Annotated in this window: 20 protein-coding genes; 15 read left to right on the forward strand and 5 right to left on the reverse strand. The window is 66.5% G+C overall.

The window, feature by feature from the left end; genetic code table 11:
• Positions 1-66 precede the first annotated feature (66 nt).
• On the forward strand, positions 67-249 hold the full coding sequence (locus OSH05_RS02155) for a hypothetical protein (RefSeq protein WP_104218619.1): 183 nt from the start codon (positions 67-69) through the stop codon (positions 247-249).
• A 134-nt stretch (positions 250-383) separates the two neighbouring features.
• Positions 384-704 carry a DMT family transporter gene (locus OSH05_RS02160; protein WP_104218620.1) on the forward strand — a complete coding sequence of 107 codons (321 nt, stop codon included), beginning with the start codon at positions 384-386 and terminating at the stop codon, positions 702-704.
• 7 nt (positions 705-711) lie between these two features.
• On the opposite strand, the gene OSH05_RS02165 is transcribed toward OSH05_RS02160, so the two are convergent.
• Together OSH05_RS02165 and OSH05_RS02170 are read right to left on the reverse strand one after the other, a co-directional pair.
• A complete protein-coding gene (locus OSH05_RS02165; RefSeq protein WP_104218621.1) occupies positions 712-1,320 on the reverse strand; it encodes a LysE/ArgO family amino acid transporter in 609 nt (202 codons plus the stop codon).
• Between the two features lie 93 nt (positions 1,321-1,413).
• On the reverse strand, positions 1,414-2,145 hold the full coding sequence (locus OSH05_RS02170; RefSeq protein ID WP_104218622.1) for an SOS response-associated peptidase: 732 nt from the start codon (positions 2,143-2,145) through the stop codon (positions 1,414-1,416).
• A gap of 176 nt (positions 2,146-2,321) precedes the next feature.
• Between OSH05_RS02170 and OSH05_RS02175 the strand changes: the two genes are divergently transcribed.
• The 7 genes from OSH05_RS02175 to OSH05_RS02205 all read left to right on the forward strand — a co-directional run bounded on the left by OSH05_RS02175 (position 2,322) and on the right by OSH05_RS02205 (position 6,055).
• On the forward strand, positions 2,322-2,537 hold the full coding sequence (locus tag OSH05_RS02175; RefSeq protein ID WP_104218623.1) for a hypothetical protein: 216 nt from the start codon (positions 2,322-2,324) through the stop codon (positions 2,535-2,537).
• A gap of 4 nt (positions 2,538-2,541) precedes the next feature.
• The gene (locus OSH05_RS02180) at positions 2,542-3,375 is read left to right on the forward strand and encodes an ADYC domain-containing protein (RefSeq protein WP_104218624.1); all 834 of its coding nucleotides are present in this window, start codon (positions 2,542-2,544) and stop codon (positions 3,373-3,375) included.
• 93 nt (positions 3,376-3,468) lie between these two features.
• Positions 3,469-3,876, forward strand: coding sequence for an NUDIX hydrolase (locus tag OSH05_RS02185; protein WP_104218625.1), 408 nt, complete (start codon positions 3,469-3,471; stop codon positions 3,874-3,876).
• A gap of 101 nt (positions 3,877-3,977) precedes the next feature.
• Entirely contained in the window at positions 3,978-4,370 is a 393-nt protein-coding gene (locus OSH05_RS02190) for a TIGR02301 family protein (protein WP_104218626.1), read from the forward strand.
• Positions 4,371-4,543: 173 nt separating this feature from the next.
• On the forward strand, positions 4,544-4,792 hold the full coding sequence (locus tag OSH05_RS02195; protein WP_104218627.1) for a hypothetical protein: 249 nt from the start codon (positions 4,544-4,546) through the stop codon (positions 4,790-4,792).
• A gap of 121 nt (positions 4,793-4,913) precedes the next feature.
• Positions 4,914-5,594, forward strand: coding sequence for a hypothetical protein (locus OSH05_RS02200; protein ID WP_266352021.1), 681 nt, complete (start codon positions 4,914-4,916; stop codon positions 5,592-5,594).
• Positions 5,595-5,650: 56 nt separating this feature from the next.
• The gene (locus OSH05_RS02205) at positions 5,651-6,055 is read left to right on the forward strand and encodes a VOC family protein (RefSeq protein ID WP_104218628.1); all 405 of its coding nucleotides are present in this window, start codon (positions 5,651-5,653) and stop codon (positions 6,053-6,055) included.
• 18 nt (positions 6,056-6,073) lie between these two features.
• Here the strand turns inward: OSH05_RS02205 and OSH05_RS02210 are convergent, their stop codons facing one another.
• On the reverse strand, positions 6,074-7,408 hold the full coding sequence (locus OSH05_RS02210) for a dihydroorotase (protein ID WP_104218629.1): 1,335 nt from the start codon (positions 7,406-7,408) through the stop codon (positions 6,074-6,076).
• 107 nt (positions 7,409-7,515) lie between these two features.
• Between OSH05_RS02210 and ygfZ the strand changes: the two genes are divergently transcribed.
• From ygfZ to ppdK, 5 genes are all read left to right on the forward strand, one after another.
• Positions 7,516-8,388, forward strand: a complete 873-nt coding sequence (ygfZ, locus tag OSH05_RS02215) for a CAF17-like 4Fe-4S cluster assembly/insertion protein YgfZ (RefSeq protein ID WP_207778734.1) — start codon at positions 7,516-7,518, stop codon at positions 8,386-8,388.
• The gene (locus OSH05_RS02220) at positions 8,385-8,987 is read left to right on the forward strand and encodes an HD domain-containing protein (protein ID WP_104218630.1); all 603 of its coding nucleotides are present in this window, start codon (positions 8,385-8,387) and stop codon (positions 8,985-8,987) included. Before ygfZ ends, OSH05_RS02220 begins: the two co-directional genes overlap by 4 nt.
• Before the next feature lie 78 nt (positions 8,988-9,065).
• Positions 9,066-9,599, forward strand: a complete 534-nt coding sequence (locus OSH05_RS02225; RefSeq protein WP_104218631.1) for a tyrosine phosphatase family protein — start codon at positions 9,066-9,068, stop codon at positions 9,597-9,599.
• Between the two features lie 26 nt (positions 9,600-9,625).
• Entirely contained in the window at positions 9,626-9,985 is a 360-nt protein-coding gene (locus tag OSH05_RS02230; protein ID WP_104218632.1) for a YbaN family protein, read from the forward strand.
• A 137-nt stretch (positions 9,986-10,122) separates the two neighbouring features.
• The gene (ppdK, locus tag OSH05_RS02235; protein WP_104218633.1) at positions 10,123-12,807 is read left to right on the forward strand and encodes a pyruvate, phosphate dikinase; all 2,685 of its coding nucleotides are present in this window, start codon (positions 10,123-10,125) and stop codon (positions 12,805-12,807) included.
• Between the two features lie 102 nt (positions 12,808-12,909).
• Here ppdK and glyS read toward each other — a convergent pair whose 3' ends face one another.
• Both glyS and OSH05_RS02245 read right to left on the reverse strand, forming a co-directional pair.
• Positions 12,910-15,081 carry a glycine--tRNA ligase subunit beta gene (gene glyS / locus OSH05_RS02240; protein WP_104218634.1) on the reverse strand — a complete coding sequence of 724 codons (2,172 nt, stop codon included), beginning with the start codon at positions 15,079-15,081 and terminating at the stop codon, positions 12,910-12,912.
• Entirely contained in the window at positions 15,081-16,031 is a 951-nt protein-coding gene (locus OSH05_RS02245; protein ID WP_104218635.1) for a glycine--tRNA ligase subunit alpha, read from the reverse strand. The genes glyS and OSH05_RS02245 overlap by 1 nt, the downstream gene beginning before the upstream one ends.
• A 158-nt stretch (positions 16,032-16,189) precedes the next feature.
• Here OSH05_RS02245 and acuI point away from each other — a divergent pair, with 158 nt between their 5' ends.
• Complete coding sequence (gene acuI, locus OSH05_RS02250; RefSeq protein ID WP_104218829.1) at positions 16,190-17,179, forward strand: acrylyl-CoA reductase (NADPH); 990 nt, start codon at positions 16,190-16,192, stop codon at positions 17,177-17,179.

The following is a 17,179-nucleotide window of genomic DNA, read 5'->3' on the forward strand; positions in this document are numbered from 1 at the left end:
CACAGGCCAGTCGGCGCGAGACCGGCAGGCAGTGGGTTGGAAAACGTTCAGGACTATTGGCGTATCATGACTACGAAAGAACATCCGCAGTTTCGCACGCGCGCTCAACGAGAGCAGGAAAGCGATCTTCGTTCGAAATACGGAGAGCTCGGCAACCCTGACCTCGTCGAGGCCATCAAGCAGCAGAAGAAGGCTGCTCCCCGGCCAACGCAGATGCAGATGTCGACTGTCAAACCGGACAGTGACTGATATTTCCGGCCACCTGCGCTCGCGGGTGGCTTGAAGGCGCGGACATCGGTCCCATCTAGCAGAGCGGACGAGGACGACCTCGTTCGATCCAGACTGTCGCGGGGACGGCCCTGCCGAGCGAACGAGGTTTCGCCATGGCATGGTTTCTTCTGTTTGTCGCCGGTCTGCTTGAAATCGGTTGGGCCGTGGGCCTTCGCGCCACGGACGGTTTCAGTCGGCCCTTGCCGACGCTTCTCACCATCGCCGCCATGATCGCCAGCATCGGTGCGCTCGGCCTTGCGCTGCGGACACTGCCGCTCGGCACGGCCTACGCGATCTGGACCGGCATCGGCACGGTCGGCACGGTCATCTTCGGCATCGCCTTTGCCGGCGAATCGGCCAGCCCGATGCGGCTCGGCGCCATCGCGATGATCGTGCTCGGCATCGCCGCCTTGAAGCTCACCGCGCCTACGTAAGCCAGCTTTAGAAAAGCTGCACCAGCAGCGAGATGGCGATCGAGGCCATGATGACCGCGATCGCCCCGTCCAGAATGCGCCAGGCGGCCGGGCGGGCGAAGAGCGGCGCCGCCAGCCGCGCCCCGAAGCCGAGGCCATAGAACCAGAGCGCCGAGGCGAGCGCGGCCCCGGCGCCGAAGGCAATTCGGGCGGCCCCGGCGTGGCGCGCCGAAAGCGACCCCAGCAGCACGATCGTATCCAGATAGACATGCGGATTGAGGAAGGTGAGCGCGGCAGCGGTCGCCAGCGCCGAACCCAGCGTCGACCGGGCGGCATCGGCGGCGGAGAGATTTCCCGGATGCAGCGCCCGGCGCAGCGCCATGACGCCATAGGCGAAGAGGAAAGCCGAGCCCGCCAACGTCACGGCAAAGAGAATTCCCGGTGACGACTGGACGAGCGAGCCGACGCCGGCGACGCCGAGCGCAATCAGCAAGGCATCGGCGAGGAAACAGAAGGTCGTGACCGCGAACACCTGCCGCCGCGCCAGGCCCTGCCGCAGGACGAAGGCGTTCTGCGCGCCGATCGCGACGATGAGGCTCGCGCCGAGGAGGAAGCCCTGGATCGCGGCGGCGAGCATGGGTGGTATCCGATTGGCCGATGAAAGGGGCGTCTCATAGTCGCCGCGGCCGGGAATGGCAACGCGCGTAGCCGGCACCCTGGCTTTGAAGCGTCAGAACAGCTTCAGCTGGGTCGCCGCCGATTTTGCCGCGGGCTCCGCTGGCCCGATCGGCTCGATCAGGCGGGCATCGTCGGAGCGGGCGCTGTTGACGCGCGGATCGACAGGGACGGCGGTGAAGGTTCCCGCCGGCGCCGGGCGCAGGATCGAGCCGACATCGCCATCGCCTTCCAGTCCCAGCCAGCGGTCATAGTCCTGCGGCTCGACGACGACCGGCATGCGGTCATGCAGCGCGGCGACATCGTCATTGGCCGAGGTGGTCAGGATGGTGGCGCTGTCCAGCAGATTGCCATTGGCATCGCCCCACTCGTCCCAAAGTCCGGCAAAGGCGACGAGGGGCCGCTTCGGCGTCAGATAATAGGGCTTTCGGACGATCGTGGCCTTGCCGCTCCGGCCGATCGCCGGCTCCTTCAGCCATTCATAGAAGCCGGAGGCCGGAATGAGGCAGCGGCGATGGCGGAACGCACCGCGAAAGGCCGGCTTCACCGCCGCCGTCTCGGCGCGGGCATTGAAGAAAAGCGGCAGCGCCTGGATATCCTTGGCCCAGGACGGCACCAGCCCCCAGCGCACCAGCGCCGCCTCGCGCCCTGCCCTCCCTGCCCGCACGACAAGGATGGGCTGTGTCGGCGCGATATTGTAGCGCGGCGGAAACCACTCGATCCGGATCATCGAGAATTCCTGTTCGACATCCTCCGGTGTCACCGCGAGGGCATAGCGACCGCACATGAGACCTTCGATCCCGATCCTGCTGGAGGGTCCAATATAGGCGCGCCTCTGCGCGGGGTCGACAGCCCCGCCTCCCCGATCGAGCCCTGTGATGCCCGTCATAGTGGCACCCCGCCAACCACTCTAGATAGGCGCCACCGACGCAGCCGCGGCGGACAAGAATAAAGGAAGACATCATGAACACCCTGCTGAAGACCGCCCTGTTCGCTTCGATCCTCGCCATCTCGGCCGGCAACGCCCATGCCGCACTGTCAAACAACGGCGTTGGCCTGAACGGTGCCAACGAGAATGGCTCCAGCCAGAACGGCACCCAGACGAGCGGCACCGCGGATCGCACCGTCGTGATCCATACGATCACGCTCTCGGACGGCACCATCCTGACGGTCAAGTAAGACCATGATGAAAGCCGCGCCCAGCTTCATTGCCGCCGCGGCTATCGGATTGACTCTGGGCTGCCTGTCGGTTGCGCCTCTTCGTGCCGAGCCGACCATCCGCTCCGTCGGGATCGAGGGGACGAAATTCGTCGTTACCCTCTCCGACGGAAGAACGCTCGGCAGCCCCGACCTGGTCGGCGCGGTTCTCTCCGTCGACAATGGCGCGGCCGGCGCCGAGCGCATCCGCATCGCATCGGTCGCCGAGATCGCCACGCCATCAGGTCCCATCCTGCTTCACGACCTCGAAATCGAGAAAAATGGCAGTTGGCAGCCGGCCTGCGAGCCTGACCCGAGGGGCCGCCGCCTCGGCTTTCCGATATCCGGGCGCTCGACAGGCAAGGGCTCGTTCGATCCCGCCGCGTCCGGCTTCGAAATCGCCTGCACTAGCGGCGCCTTCGGAAAATGCCTGCTGTTCGGCTATCATCCCTGGAAGAACAGCGCGAGCGTTCCGATGGAACGGCTCTACCGATCCTGCATCCGGATGGTACGGGCGGATTATTGCGGCGATGGCCGGTCGTGGACGCGCAACGGCATGACGATCGACATATTCGACCGCTTCGGCGTTCAGAAAGCGGACAACCCGCCTAATATGACACTGGAGGCGGCCTGGTCGCCGAACGGCGCGGTCTGCATCCACCATGCCCGAGTCCCGAGCGTCGGGACGCTGGACGCGATACTCGAGGCCTGCCCGAGGCTTGCGGCGCGCGCCGCGACGCCGTGCGACGTAAACGCCGAAGCCGATCTCTTCGACAATTCGGTCGATACGCCCGACGCCGCGCCCTCGCCCGCCCCCTGACGATCGCGAGCCGCCCAGCGGACGGCTCTTGCCCTGGCGATGCGGCTGTGGGCCAAATGATGCCCCCGCTCCAGGCTGGATGGATTTCCCTTGATGAACGAGACGATGAGACCGGTCCTTGGCGTCAGCGTCGCCATCTGGCGCGGCGGACGCGTGCTGCTCGTGCGGCGGGGACGCGAGCCGTTCAAGGATCACTGGTCGCTGCCCGGCGGGCGGGTCGAATGGGGCGAGAGCCTTCAGGACGCGGTGCGTCGGGAGGCGGCTGAGGAGACCGGCCTATCGCTGCACACGCCGCATCTGGTCGACACACTGGACATGATCGGCGCGGGCGAACCGCCCGCAAGCCATTTCGTCATCGTCGTCTTTACCGCCGATGCCACTGGCGAGCCGGTTGCCGGCGACGATGCGGCGGAGATCGGCTGGTTCGAGCCGGAGGCCATCGCCGCCCTGCCGACGACGCCGGACCTGGCGCGGATCGTCGCCCTTTCGCAGCGATCCTGAGCCACGCCGGTTTTCTCCGCCGGAAAATTGCGCTACGCCCACCTACGGCGAACGGCGCCGAAGGATCGTGCGCGGCGAGCGCCGAAGAACGGGCGAGGGCCATGCGCCTCGAATATTCTCTTCTTCCCCGGCTGCTCGCCATCGGACTTCTAGGGCTTGCCTGCGCCCTGCCCGCTCGCGCGGCCGATGGCGACCCGCCTTACGAGGCGTCGCTGCTGCGTCTTTCCGAGATTCTCGGCGCGCTGCATTATCTGCGACCGCTTTGCGGCGCCGATGAACCGACCCTCTGGCGCGACCAGATGGACGCACTGGTCGCCGCCGAAGCGCCCAGCCCGGAGCGACGGGCGCGGCTGGTGACCGAGTTCAACCGCAGCTATTCGAGCTTTGCCGCGCTCTATCGAAGCTGCACGCCGGCGGCGACGACCGCGATCGAACGCTATGTTTCGGAAGGCTCCCGCCTCACGCGCGACATCGCGACGCGCTACGGGCGATAACGGCTCCGTCCTCTGGTCCGCGTCCAACGCGTTAACCAAATTAACCAGATTCTTAGGAACGCATTAACCCCTCCTTCAGGATAATGCCTGTGCGCGAGTCGGTGCGTGCTAGTTTTGCCGGGTGGGCGATTCGTTTTCCGTCCAGCGGTTCCCAATGGAGGCCAACCGACGCCATGGAAGCAGACAACGACGCCATCGAGATCGCCGAGCAGAAGCGGGCTGCGCTCGCCTATCTGACCGAAGCCTGGGACGAGGCGATCGCCGAGGGTATCGAGCCGGACATCCTGGCCCATGCTGCGCTGTTCACGGCGCTGGCCGATCTGATCGACACCTATGGCGAAGATGCCGTCGCGGATCTGACCGAATCGCTTCCGGGCCGCGTGAAGCGCGGCGAGTTTACCCTGCAGCGCACCATCCAGTAGTCGCCTTTCGGCGGCGCACATTCCTGCCACAGCGCATGACCATCGGTGCGTTGTCCCGCGGGTCTGCTTTTCCCTTGCGGCGCGCTCCTGTAGAAAGGAGCCGAAGAGCGAGGAGACGAGGATGTTCGCACGCTGCGCCATGCTGCTGGTCGCGGGGGTCGCTTTGGTCGGCGCTTCGATGGCGTTCGCCGCGGCTCCGGCCGATGCCAAGCAGGTTCCGACGCTGACCGTCCCCCTCGCGCCCGACCCCAGCGACGACATGGGCGACAGCGACACGCCTGCGGGTCCGACGCCGGATGCGCCAGCGACCGCGGCGGACGCGAACGAGCCGGTGCCGATCGTCGAATACGACCTCTCCAAACTGCCCGCGCCCGTGAAGGCGCTGCGCGAGCGCATTCTCGCGGCGGCGAAGACCGGCGACATCAACCAGCTGAAGCCCATCATCGACAGCGGCGCCCATCCGCCCAATCTCGGCGCCGACGAGAGCCAGGACAAGGACCCGATTGCGTTCCTCAAGTCGATTTCCGGCGATCCGGACGGACGCGAAATCCTCGCCATCCTCTCCGACGTTCTCGACGCCGGCTATGTCCATGTCGAAGCCGGCACGCCGCAGGAGCAGTATGTCTGGCCCTATTTTGCGCGCTACCCGATCGACAAGCTGACGCCGCCGCAGATGGTCGAATTGTTCCGGATCGTGACCGCGTCCGATTTCGACGAGATGAAGGGCTCCGGCGCCTATCTCTTCTACCATGTCGGCATCACGCCGGACGGCCAGTGGAGCGAGTTCCAGGCCGGAGACTGACGGCTTGACGGCCTTCTTCGTTCATGGTTTGTTCTCATGGAAACGGGAGAGCAACCATGCAGCTTCATCGTGGCCGTCTGATCGATCATGTTCAGCTAGTCGTCGTCGATATCGAGCGCAGCCGCCAGTTCTATGAGGCGGTGCTGAAGGTCATCGGCGTGCCGGTCGTGTCTGCAGGACCCTATTTCTATGCCGACGAGCTGTTCGTCTCGGCTGGCGAGCCGCGTACCGGGCGCTGCCATCTGGCCTTCCAGGCAAAGGACAGGGCCACTGTCGAGGCGTTTTATGAGGCTGGGCTCGCGGCAGGCGGTGCCGACAATGGCGGGCCGGGCGTTCGCGACTATCACGCCGATTATTACGCTGCCTTCCTGCTCGATCCCGACGGCAACAACATCGAGGCGGTCTATCACGGCCCCGCCACCTATTCGGCGCCTTCGGTCGTCATCGAATTTCCGGACTGAAGCGCTCGCGGCAGCGTTTCATCCGCGAGGAAGCGCCTCCTGGAACAGCACCGGTTCGCCGGTCGACGGACCGACGATCTCGCCGTCCCAAACCACCTTGCGGCCACGGATGATCGTGCCGACCGGCCAGCCGAAGACGCGCTTGCCGTCATAGGGGGTCCAGCCGGCGCGGGAGGCGATCCAGCGATTGGTGATGGTTTCGCGGCGCTTCATGTCGACGATCGTCAAATCGGCGTCATAGCCAACCGCGATGCGGCCCTTGCGGGCGATGCCGAATATGCGGGCCGGCCCGGCGGAGGTCAGATCAACGAAATGCTCCAGCGTCAGCTTCCCGGCATTCACATGGTCGAGCATGATCGGCACCAGCGTCTGGACGCCGGTCATGCCGGAGGGAGAGGCCGGATAGGGCTTGGCCTTTTCTTCCAGCGTATGTGGCGCGTGATCGGAGCCGAGCACGTCTATGACGCCGCCGGTGACGCCCTTCCAGATACCGGCGCGATGATGGGGCGCCCGCACCGGCGGGTTCATCTGGATGAGCGTGCCGAGCCTCGCATAGTCGTCGGCAGAGAGCGTCAGATGATGCGGCGTTGCCTCGCAGGTGACGATGTCCTTGTGGGCTGCGAGGAATTCGATCTCCTCGGCCGTCGAAATATGGAGAATGTGGATGCGGGCGCCGTGCTTGCGGGCGATGGCGACGAGCCGCTCCGTCGCCATCATGGCCGCAATCTCGTCGCGCCAGACGGGATGCGAGGACGGATCGCCCTCGATGCGCAGCGATTTCCGCGACTCCAGCCGCATCTCATCCTCAGAATGAAAGGCGGCGCGGCGGCGCGTGCGCGACAGGATCTCGGATATTCCGGCATCGTCCTCGACGAGCAGGTCGCCCGTCGACGAGCCGATGAACACCTTGATGCCGGCGGCGCCGGGAAGGCGCTCGAGTTCGGGGATGTCGCGCGCATTGTCGCGCGTGCCGCCGACCCAGAAGGCGAAGTCGCAATGCATGCGGTGACGGGCGCGCAGGATCTTGTCGGCCAGCGTCGCGGCGTTGGTCGTCGTCGGCTTGGTGTTCGGCATCTCGAAGACGGTGGTGACGCCGCCCAGAACCGCGGCGCGCGATCCCGTCTCCAGATCTTCCTTGTGCTCGGCGCCGGGCTCGCGAAAATGCACCTGGCTGTCGATCACCCCCGGCAATATATGGAGCCCGGTGCAATCGACGACGCGGCCGGCACGTCTGGGGTCAATATCGCCGATCGCGACGATCCGCCCGCCGGCGACGGCGATGTCGCGCGTCCCCGTGCCGTCCTGGTTGACGACGGTGCCGTTGCGAAACAGGAGTTCGAATTTGTCGCTCATGGTAGACCTCCCCACCATCCGCTCTTCTCCCCCGGCGGATCTGCTTATTCGGCTTAAGGAAGGTGGGGAGCCGGCACAACCCCGCCCGGCGCATGGGAACCATGCCGATGCGTAATGGGTGCAGCGCACAACTTCCCGACCGCGCCGTGGTGCGCATTACCGGCGCGGATGCCGAGGGGTTTCTGCAGAATATCGTCACGCCCGACATGGCGCCGATCCAGCCCGGTCGCGCCGGCTTCGGCGCCCTGCTCTCGCCGCAGGGCAAGATCCTCTGCGACTTCATCCTCTTTCCGATCGAAGGCGGCTATCGGCTCGACTTGCCGGCCTCGCAGCGCGCCGATTTTCTGAAGCGCATGACCCTCTATCGGCTTCGCGCCAAGATCGACATCGCCGACGAGAGCGAGACGCACCAGGTCGTCGCCTTCTGGGGCGGCGAGGCGCCAGCGGTTCCGGGCGCCCTCCCCGATCCGCGCCTCGCCGCCCTCGGCTGGCGGGCGATCGCCACGAAGGACGCGGATTTCATCGGATCGGACGGCGAGGCGGCCTATCACGCCCATCGGATCGCGCTCGGCGTTCCCGAGGGCGGGCGCGACTTCGCCTATGGCGACGCCTTTCCCCATGACGCCGACATGGACGATCTCGGCGGGCTCGATTTCCGCAAGGGCTGCTATGTCGGCCAGGAGATCGTGTCGCGCATGCAGCATCGTGGCACGGCCCGGCGGCGGGCGGTGAAGGTGACGGCGGGGGCGCCGCTGCCGCCGGCGGGAACATCAATCGAGGCTGGTGGAAAGCCGATCGGTACGCTCGGAAGTTCGGCCGGGGGCGACGGCATCGCTCTTCTACGCCTTGACCGGGCGCGACGCGCGCTCGACGACGGGCTCGCGCTCACCGCCGACGGCGTCGAACTGATGCCCACTCTGCCGGTCTTCGCACGCTTCACCTGGCCGACCTCCGGCTCGGAGGATGAGGGCGCGGCATGAAGGGTCCGGCGGGTCGTCCTCGCGTCTGGCAACGCATGCTTTCCGGTCGGCGGCTCGATCTCGCCGATCCCTCGCCGCTTGATGTCGAGATCGAGGATATCGCCCATGGCCTCGCCCGCGTCGCCCGATGGAATGGACAGACGCATGGCGACCACGCCTTCTCGGTCGCGCAGCATTCCGTGCTCGTGGAGGCAATCGCCGGGCGCATGACGCCGTCGCTCGGTGCGGGGGAACGGCTCGCCGTGCTGCTGCATGATGCGCCGGAATATGTCATCGGCGACATGATCTCGCCGTTCAAGGCGGTGGTCGGCGGCGAGTACAAGGCGGTCGAATCGCGGCTGTTGGCGGCGATCCATATCCGCTTCGGACTGCCGGCGGAGCGGCGGCCGGGGCTCGTCGACGCGATCAAGGCGGCCGACCGCGTCGCCGCCTTCTTCGAGGCCACGGAGCTCGCCGGCTTCGCCGACGCGGAGGCGGCGCAGTTCTTCGGCCGTCCGCGTGGGATCCTCGCCGCCGATCTCGCGCTGGGTCCCTGGCCGACGGCAAGGGCCGAGCGGCAATTCCTGGAGCGGTTTGCCGCGCTTCATCCAGGGATATGAAGCGGGGAGGCGCCGGCCGTCGATTTCGGGATGACCGGAGGCGGCGCCCGCACTAGATAGACGGCAAGGAGAAACGCCATGCCTCGTGTTCATGTCTGCTCGCTGCAGCGCATCGGTTCGACCGTCGCCCAGACCGGCGCCAGCCATCTCGTCACCCTGATCAATCAGGGAACGCCAGTCGAACGCCCATCATCGATTCCGGCCGATCGCCACCTCTTTCTCGGCTTCAACGACATTCTGGAGCCGATGGAGGGGATGACTGCGCCGGCCGAGGAGCATGTGCTAGCCCTGCTCGATTTTCTCGATGACTGGGACGAGAAGAAGCCGATCGTCGTCCATTGCTTCGCCGGCATCAGCCGCTCGACCGCCGCCGCCTTCATCACGGTCTGTGCGCTTCGGCCCGAGCGCGACGAAGCGGAGATCGCCGCGCTGATCCGCGCCGGCTCGCCGTCGGCGACGCCGAACCTGCGGCTGGTCGGTTTCGCCGACGAGATTCTGGGGCGGCGCGGCCGCATGGTCAGCGCCGTCGAGGCGATCGGACGGGGCCGCGACGCCTTTGAGGGCCACCCCTTCTCGCTCGATCTCGACAAATCTCCGGTCCGGCAAGCCTGAAACGGTTTGGCGCGAGGGCGACGCCCATGAAGCGCGTCACCTTCCTCGCCGCCGGCTGGGTCTTGGTGGCGCTCGGCGTCGTCGGCATCTTCCTGCCGGTGATGCCGACGACGGTCTTTCTGATCGCCGCCGCCTGGTTCTTCGCCCGCTCCTCGCCGCGCTTCGAGGCTTGGCTGCTCCATCACCCCGTCTTCGGCCCATCGGTCAGCCGTTGGCGCGAGAACGGCGCGATCGGCGGGAGGGCCAAGGCGCTGGCGACGATTTCGATGGCGGTCGGCTATGCCTTGTTCTGGTTCGCCCTCTCGCCCTCTCCGACGCTCGCCGCGATCGTCGCGGTCCCGCTGGTGCTTTCGGCTGGATTCGTGTTGACGCGGCCGACGGGCTAGAGCCTTCCGGGCGCTTCGGTCGCACCCCATCGCCATGATATGGACATTGCTGGCGAATTAATTCGTGTTGCAGCGCGGCAAGCGCTTGAATTAGCTAGGCGCCGGACGCGAGCCGCGTCCAGGTGGGAGCGCTGGCAATGGCAAAGTGGGTCTACACGTTCGGCGGCGGCCTGGCCGAAGGTGGGATCGCGCTGAAGGAACGGCTCGGATCGAAGGGCGCGGGCCTCGCCGAAATGAGCGCCCTCGGCCTGCCGGTGCCGCCCGGCTTCACGCTTTCGACGGCGATCGGCCAGCAATATCTCGCCAATGGCAGCCATTTTCCGCCGGAACTGGCCGCCGAAGTCGACGCCGCGCTCGCTGGCATCGGCGCCATTGCCGGCCGGCATTTTGGCGATTCCGAAGATCCGCTGCTCGTCTCCGTCCGCTCCGGCGCGGCGGTCTCCATGCCGGGCATGATGGACACGGTGCTCAATCTCGGCCTCAACGACCAGACGGTGGAGGGGCTCGCCCGCGTCTCTGGCGACCGGCGCTTTGCCTTCGACAGCTACCGGCGCTTTATCCAGATGTATGGCGACGTGGTGCTCGGGCTCGACCTGACCTTGTTCGAGGAGCGGCTCGAAGACTACAAGCTCAGCCTCGGGCTGATGCTCGACGAGGAACTGGCCGCCGAAAATTGGCAGGTCGTCTGCGACATCTACAAGGGCCTCGTGCTCGAAGAGCTGGACAAGGCCTTTCCGCAGTCGCCGTCCGAACAGCTCTGGGGCGCGATCCGGGCGGTCATCGCCTCGTGGAACAACCCGCGCGCCGCCGTCTATCGGCGGATCAATTCCATTCCGCCTTCGGGCGGCACCGCCGTGACCGTGCAGGCCATGGTGTTCGGCAATCTCGGCGCCACCTCGGCGACAGGCGTCGCCTTCACGCGCCATCCCTCGACCGGCGAGAAGGTGCTCTGGGGCGAGTTCCTGCCCAATGCGCAGGGCGAGGACGTCGTCGCCGGCACGCGCACCCCGCAGGATCTGACCGAGCGGGCGCGGCAGGAGACCGGCTCCGACCTGCCCTCGCTCGAGACGATGATGCCGGAGACCTTCGCCGAATTCCGCCACGTCTGCGAGGCGCTGGAGCGGCATAACCGCGACGTGCTCGACCTCGAATTCACCATCGAGCGCGGCCGGCTCTGGATGCTGCAGGCCCGGCCTGCCAAGCGGACCGCTCATGCGGCGCTCAAGACGGCTGTCGACATGGTGCATGAGGGCCTCATCACCAAGGCCGAGGCGATCTCGCGGATCGAGCCGCGCTCGCTCGACCAATTGCTGCATCCGACGATCGATCCCGAGGCCGGCGGCGACATCTTCGCGCGCGGCCTTCCCGCCTCGCCGGGCGCCGCATCCGGCGCCGTCGTCTTCACTTCCGAAGAGGCGGAGCTGGCCCGGGCCCAGGGCCGCAAGGTCATCCTGGTGCGCGTCGAGACCAGCCCCGAGGATGTGCACGGCATGCATGCGGCGCGCGGCATATTGACGACGCGCGGCGGCATGACGAGCCACGCCGCCGTGGTGGCGCGCGGCATGGGCAAGCCCTGCGTCTCCGGCGCCGGCACGGTGCGGGTCGATTTCCTGGCGGGCACCATGACGGCCGGCGGACGGACGGTGCGGCGCGGCGACATGATCACGCTCGACGGCGGCACGGGACAGGTACTGATCGGCGCCGTTCCGTTGCGCGAGCCCGAGCTGTCGCGCGATTTCGCCGAACTCATGAGCTGGGCCGACGAGATCCGCCGGCTGAAGATCCGCACCAATGTCGATACGCCCGCCGATGCGCGCGCGGCACGCAATTTCGGCGCCGAAGGCATCGGCCTCTGCCGCACGGAGCACATGTTCTTCGATGTCCGCCGCATCCAGGTCGTGCGCGAGATGATCCTCGCCGAAACGCCGGCCGAGCGCGCCGATGCGCTCGCCCGGCTGCTGCCGATGCAGAAGACCGACTTCGCCTCGCTGTTCGAGATCATGAGCGGCCTGCCGGTGACGATCCGCCTGCTCGATCCGCCTTTGCACGAATTCCTGCCGCGCGGCGATGCCGAGATCGAGGAACTGGCGACGATCATGAAGATCTCGCCGGCCCGTATCCGTGCCCGCACACAGACGCTGGCCGAGGCCAACCCGATGCTCGGCCATCGCGGCGTGCGCCTTGCCATCTCGTTTCCCGAGATCGTCGAGATGCAGGTGCGCGCCATTCTGGAGGCGGCGCTGGAGGTCGGTGACCAGGCGGGAACGCCGGTCGAACTGGAGATCATGGTGCCGCTGGTCGCGACCAAGGCCGAGCTCGACCTCATCTATGCGCGCATCCATGATTCCGAAGCACAGGTGAAGAAGCTCCATGGCCGCGCGCCGCCCTTCAAGCTCGGCACGATGATCGAGCTGCCGCGCGCCGCGCTCGCCGCCGGCCAGCTCGCGCTCAGCGCGACCTTCTTCTCCTTCGGCACCAACGATTTGACGCAGACGACCTTCGGCATATCGCGCGACGACGCCGCGACCTTCCTCAACACCTATCTGTCCATGGGCCTGCTGCCGCACGACCCCTTCGCCAGCCTCGACCGCGAGGGCGTGGGCGAATTGATCCGCATCGCCTGCGAACGCGGCCGGGCGACGCGGCCGGAACTGCAGATCGGCGTCTGCGGCGAACATGGCGGCGATCCGGCCTCAATCCATTTCTTCGCCGAGACCGGCTTCGACTATGTCTCCTGCTCGCCCTTCCGCGTGCCGATCGCCCGCCTCGCCGCCGCGCAGGCGGAGATCGAGGCAAGACAGAAGGACGACATCGACGGTTAGGACTCTTCGCTTCGTGAGCGAAGCAAGGACAGCGAACCAACGCCGCCCAGCGGTCGGATCAACCGTGCATCCATCCAGCGGTGAAGGGCTCCAGCGAGAGCCCTACCCACCGACTTTCGAGAAATCCGCCACAGCGAGGGTCGCGTCGCGGATGGCGGTGAGCAGCTTCAGCCGGTTGGCGCGGATCGCGGCGTCCTCGGCATTGACGAGCACCTTGTCGAAGAAGGCGTCGACCGGCGCGCGCAGACGGGCGAGCGCGCCCATGGCCGCGGCGAAATCCTCGCGCGCCACGGCAGCCTTCGCCTCGGCGAGGGCAAAGCGCGCCGCGACATGCAGCGCCTTCTCCTCTTCCGCCGCCAGCAGCAACGTATCGACCTCGCCTTCGAAGCTCTCGCCCTTCTTCTCCTCGGCCTTCAAGATGTTGGCGGCGCGGCTATAGCCGGCGAGAAGATTGGCGCCGTCATCCGTCTCGAGGAATTTGCCGAGCGCCTCGACGCGGCGAACGATGAGGAGAAGGTCGTCGTTGGCGACGCCTTCTCCCGCCGACAGAACGGCGTCGACCAGATCATGACGCGCGCCGGAATCGCGGAGCTGGACTTTCAGGCGGTCGATGAGGAAGGCGAGGAGATTTGTGGCCAAGGCACTCTCGGACATCTCGCGAATGTAGGCGAACCGATCGCTGCGTGACTGTCCGGCGACGCTCAGCGGAATATCGACGAGCGGCGCGAACACAACACCGTAGAGATCATCACTGAGTGCAATCCGGATAAGGTTCTGAAGGTGCACCCTCAGCCCATTCTCCAGCACAATCCGAATAACCCCCAACGCCGCCCTTCGCAGCGCATAGGGGTCTTTGCTGCCCGTCGGCTTCTCGTCGATCGCCCAGAAACCGGTGAGCGTATCGAGCTTGTCGGCCAGCGCGACGGCGATCGCGACCGGGTCAGTCGGGACGCGGTCACTCGGGCCCTGCGGCTTGTAGTGATCCTCGATCGCGGTCGCGACCGAGGGCGCCTCGCCCTGTGCGGTCGCGTAGTAGCGGCCCATCAGGCCCTGAAGCTCGGGGAACTCGCCGACCATTTCGGTGACCAGATCCATCTTGGCGAGCCGCGCCGCGCGCTTCGTCAGTTCGACATCGGCGCCGACGAGCGGCGCGAGTTCGGCCGCCAGCCGCTCAATCCGATCGATCCGCTCCGCCTGCGTGCCGAGCTTCTCGTGGAAGACGATCTGCGAGAATTTGTCGATGCGGCTATCGAGCGGCGACTTCAGATCCTGCTCGTAGAAGAACTTCGCGTCCGACAGGCGCGCGCGGATGACGCGGCCGTTGCCCGCCGTGATCGCGTCGCCGCCGTCGATCGCCTCGATGTTGGAAACCAGCACGAAGCGATTGGCGAGCGCGGTGGAATCCGCCTTGCGCACGACAAAGCATTTCTGGTTGGCGCGGATCGTCGCGCGGATCACCTCGGCAGGGATTTCGAGGAATTCCTCCTCGAAGGTGCCGACCAGCACGACCGGCCATTCGACCAGCCCGGCGACTTCTTCGAGCAGTCCCTCATCCTCGACCAGGTCGAGCCCGATCGCCGAGGCGCCGGTCTTCGCATCGGCGAGGATGATGTCCTTGCGCCGGTCTGCGTCGAGAATGACCTTCGCCTTCTCCAGCTTGTCGACATAATCCTCGAAGCGCCGCACAGTGATTTCGCCGGGCGCGAGGAAGCGGTGGCCGCGCGTCACATTGCCCGAGCGGATGCCGTCGACCTCGAAATCGACGATTTCCGGTTCCTCGGTCTCCGGCCCGAAGGTGCAGACGATCGATTGCAGCGGCCGCACCCAGTTGAGCGTGCCGGTCCCCCAATGCATGGATTTGGGCCAGGGGAACGAGCGGATGATGGCGGGCAGCGCCTCGGCCAACACATCCTCGGCATGGCGACCGTGCTTTTCGATCACCGCGACGTAGAAATCGCCCTTCTTCGGGTCGGACTGGATCGTCGCTTCCTCGATCGAGGCAAGCCCTGCGCTGCGCAGGAAGCCCTGGATCGCCGCGTCCGGCGCGCCGACCTTCGGCCCCTTGCGCTCCTCGCGGGTCGCGGCCGAATGCGCCGGCACGCCGTTGACGACGAGCGCCAGCCGCCGCGGCGTCGCAAACGCCTTGGCGCCTTCGTAAGGCAGCCCGGCATCGACCAATGCATTGGTCACAAGCCGCTTCAGATCCTCCCCGGCCTTCCGCTGCATGCGGGCCGGAATTTCCTCGGAGAAGAGTTCGAGCAGGAGATCAGGCATTAGTTCTTCCCTCCGGCGTCCGTCAGGAGCCAGGCGGCACCGCAGGCCTTGGCGAGTTCGCGCACGCGCAGGATGTAGCTCTGGCGCTCGGTCACGGAGATGACGCCGCGCGCGTCGAGCAGGTTGAAGCGGTGGCTCGCCTTGATGCACTGGTCATAGGCGGGGAGCACCATCTTGTGGCGCTGGTCGTTGGCGTCAGGCTGGGGCGTGCCGGCCTCCAGCAGCATGCGGCATTCACGCTCCGCATCATCGAAGTGCCGCTTCAGCATCTCGGTATCGGCATGCTCGAAATTGTGCCGCGAATATTCTTCCTCGGCCTGCTTGAACACGTCGCCATAGGTCACCTTCTCGGCGCCCTCGCGGCCGTTGAAATTCAGCTCATAGCCATTGTCGACGCCCTGCAGATACATGGCGAGGCGTTCGAGACCATAGGTCAATTCGCCGGAGACGGGGCGGCATTCGATGCCGGCGACATACTGAAAATAGGTGAACTGCGAGACTTCCATCCCGTCGCACCAGCACTCCCAGCCAAGTCCCGAGGCGCCGAGCGTCGGGCTTTCCCAATCGTCCTCGACGAAGCGGATGTCGTGCAGGCGCGTATCGATGCCGATCGCCTTCAGGCTCTCCAGATAGAGTTCCTGCAAATTGGGCGGGTTCGGCTTCAGGATGACCTGGAACTGGTAATAATGCTGGAAGCGATTGGGGTTTTCGCCATAGCGCCCGTCCTTCGGCCGGCGTGACGGCTGGACATAGGCGGCGCGCCACGGCTTGGGACCGAGCGCGCGCAGCGTCGTCGCCGGATGGAACGTACCGGCGCCGACTTCCATGTCGTAGGGCTGCAGGATGACGCAGCCATAATCGGCCCAGAAGCGCTGCAGCACCAGGATAAGGCCCTGGAAGGACCGGTCGGGCCGCATATGGGGAGGCAGGGTCTCGGACACGGGCAACATCTCGAAGAACGGCGCGGCAAGGCCGCTGGAAGGCGGCGCACCCTAATCGCGCGGTGCGCGCAAGGTCAAGAAAGCCGCGCCCGATTGCGGCGCTGCCCTTAACCTCGGCCGGCGGCGTGCCTATCATCGGTTCAGGGCGACGAAGCATGGAGGACGAGATGTCAGCATTCAGGGCCGTCAGGATCGACCGCGACGCGGCGGGCGGGCAGCAGGTCGCCTTCGGCACGCTGACAGACGACGAGCTGATGGAAGGTGACGTCACGGTCCGCGTCGAGCGCTCCACGGTCAACTACAAGGACGGCCTCGCCATCACCGGCAAGGCGCCGGTGGTGCGGCGCTTCCCGATGGTGCCGGGCGTCGACGGGGTCGGAATCGTCGAGGCCTCGGATAGCGATCTCTTCGCCGTCGGCGACCGCGTCTTCATCAATGGCTGGGGCATCGGCGAAACCCATCTCGGGGCCTGGGCCGAGCGCGCCCGCTGGAGCAGCGACTGGCTGCTGCCGCTGCCCTCCAGCTTCTCGGCCGACGAGGCCATGGCGATCGGCACGGCCGGCTATACGGCGATGCGTGCCGTACTGGCGCTGGAGCGCCACGACATCCATCCCGCCGCGGGCCCCGTGCTCGTCACCGGCGCCTCGGGCGGCCTCGGCTCGATCGCCGTCGCGCTGCTGGCCGACCTCGGCTACCACGTCGTCGCCTCGACCGGCCGGCCGGAACAGGCGGATTATCTGAAGGGCCTCGGCGCCAAGGAGATCATCGACAGGGCCGAGCTTTCCGCGCCGGGTAAGATGCTCGCCAAGGAGCGCTGGATCGGCGCCATCGATGCGGTCGGCGGGCAGACGCTCGCCAACGTGCTTTCCATGATCCGCTATGACGGCGCGGTCGCCTCCTGCGGCAATGCCGGCGGCCTCGACCTGCCGGCAAGCGTCGCGCCCTTCATCCTGCGCGGCGTCACCCTCTATGGTATCGATTCGGTCTATGTGCCGAAGGCGATCCGCCTCATCGCCTGGGACCGGCTCGACCGCGACCTCGACCGCAAGAAGCTCGCAGACGCGACGAAGCACATCGCTTTCACCGACGTGATCGACGCGGCGCGGGAGATCGTCGAGGGCAAGGTGCGCGGCCGGCTGGTGGTCGAGATCGGGTAA

This window comes from Kaistia algarum (genome assembly GCF_026343945.1).
Taxonomy (GTDB): domain Bacteria; phylum Pseudomonadota; class Alphaproteobacteria; order Rhizobiales; family Kaistiaceae; genus Kaistia; species Kaistia algarum.

Coding starts and splice junctions, on each gene's coding strand:
- OSH05_RS02155 (WP_104218619.1), top strand. CDS start 67: ATGACTACGAAAGAACATCCGCAGTTTCGCACGCGCGCTCAACGAGAG.
- OSH05_RS02160 (WP_104218620.1), top strand. CDS start 384: ATGGCATGGTTTCTTCTGTTTGTCGCCGGTCTGCTTGAAATCGGTTGG.
- OSH05_RS02165 (WP_104218621.1), bottom strand. CDS start 1,320: ATGCTCGCCGCCGCGATCCAGGGCTTCCTCCTCGGCGCGAGCCTCATC.
- OSH05_RS02170 (WP_104218622.1), bottom strand. CDS start 2,145: ATGTGCGGTCGCTATGCCCTCGCGGTGACACCGGAGGATGTCGAACAG.
- OSH05_RS02175 (WP_104218623.1), top strand. CDS start 2,322: ATGAACACCCTGCTGAAGACCGCCCTGTTCGCTTCGATCCTCGCCATC.
- OSH05_RS02180 (WP_104218624.1), top strand. CDS start 2,542: ATGATGAAAGCCGCGCCCAGCTTCATTGCCGCCGCGGCTATCGGATTG.
- OSH05_RS02185 (WP_104218625.1), top strand. CDS start 3,469: ATGAACGAGACGATGAGACCGGTCCTTGGCGTCAGCGTCGCCATCTGG.
- OSH05_RS02190 (WP_104218626.1), top strand. CDS start 3,978: ATGCGCCTCGAATATTCTCTTCTTCCCCGGCTGCTCGCCATCGGACTT.
- OSH05_RS02195 (WP_104218627.1), top strand. CDS start 4,544: ATGGAAGCAGACAACGACGCCATCGAGATCGCCGAGCAGAAGCGGGCT.
- OSH05_RS02200 (WP_266352021.1), top strand. CDS start 4,914: ATGTTCGCACGCTGCGCCATGCTGCTGGTCGCGGGGGTCGCTTTGGTC.
- OSH05_RS02205 (WP_104218628.1), top strand. CDS start 5,651: ATGCAGCTTCATCGTGGCCGTCTGATCGATCATGTTCAGCTAGTCGTC.
- OSH05_RS02210 (WP_104218629.1), bottom strand. CDS start 7,408: ATGAGCGACAAATTCGAACTCCTGTTTCGCAACGGCACCGTCGTCAAC.
- ygfZ (WP_207778734.1), top strand. CDS start 7,516: ATGCGTAATGGGTGCAGCGCACAACTTCCCGACCGCGCCGTGGTGCGC.
- OSH05_RS02220 (WP_104218630.1), top strand. CDS start 8,385: ATGAAGGGTCCGGCGGGTCGTCCTCGCGTCTGGCAACGCATGCTTTCC.
- OSH05_RS02225 (WP_104218631.1), top strand. CDS start 9,066: ATGCCTCGTGTTCATGTCTGCTCGCTGCAGCGCATCGGTTCGACCGTC.
- OSH05_RS02230 (WP_104218632.1), top strand. CDS start 9,626: ATGAAGCGCGTCACCTTCCTCGCCGCCGGCTGGGTCTTGGTGGCGCTC.
- ppdK (WP_104218633.1), top strand. CDS start 10,123: ATGGCAAAGTGGGTCTACACGTTCGGCGGCGGCCTGGCCGAAGGTGGG.
- glyS (WP_104218634.1), bottom strand. CDS start 15,081: ATGCCTGATCTCCTGCTCGAACTCTTCTCCGAGGAAATTCCGGCCCGC.
- OSH05_RS02245 (WP_104218635.1), bottom strand. CDS start 16,031: ATGTTGCCCGTGTCCGAGACCCTGCCTCCCCATATGCGGCCCGACCGG.
- acuI (WP_104218829.1), top strand. CDS start 16,190: ATGTCAGCATTCAGGGCCGTCAGGATCGACCGCGACGCGGCGGGCGGG.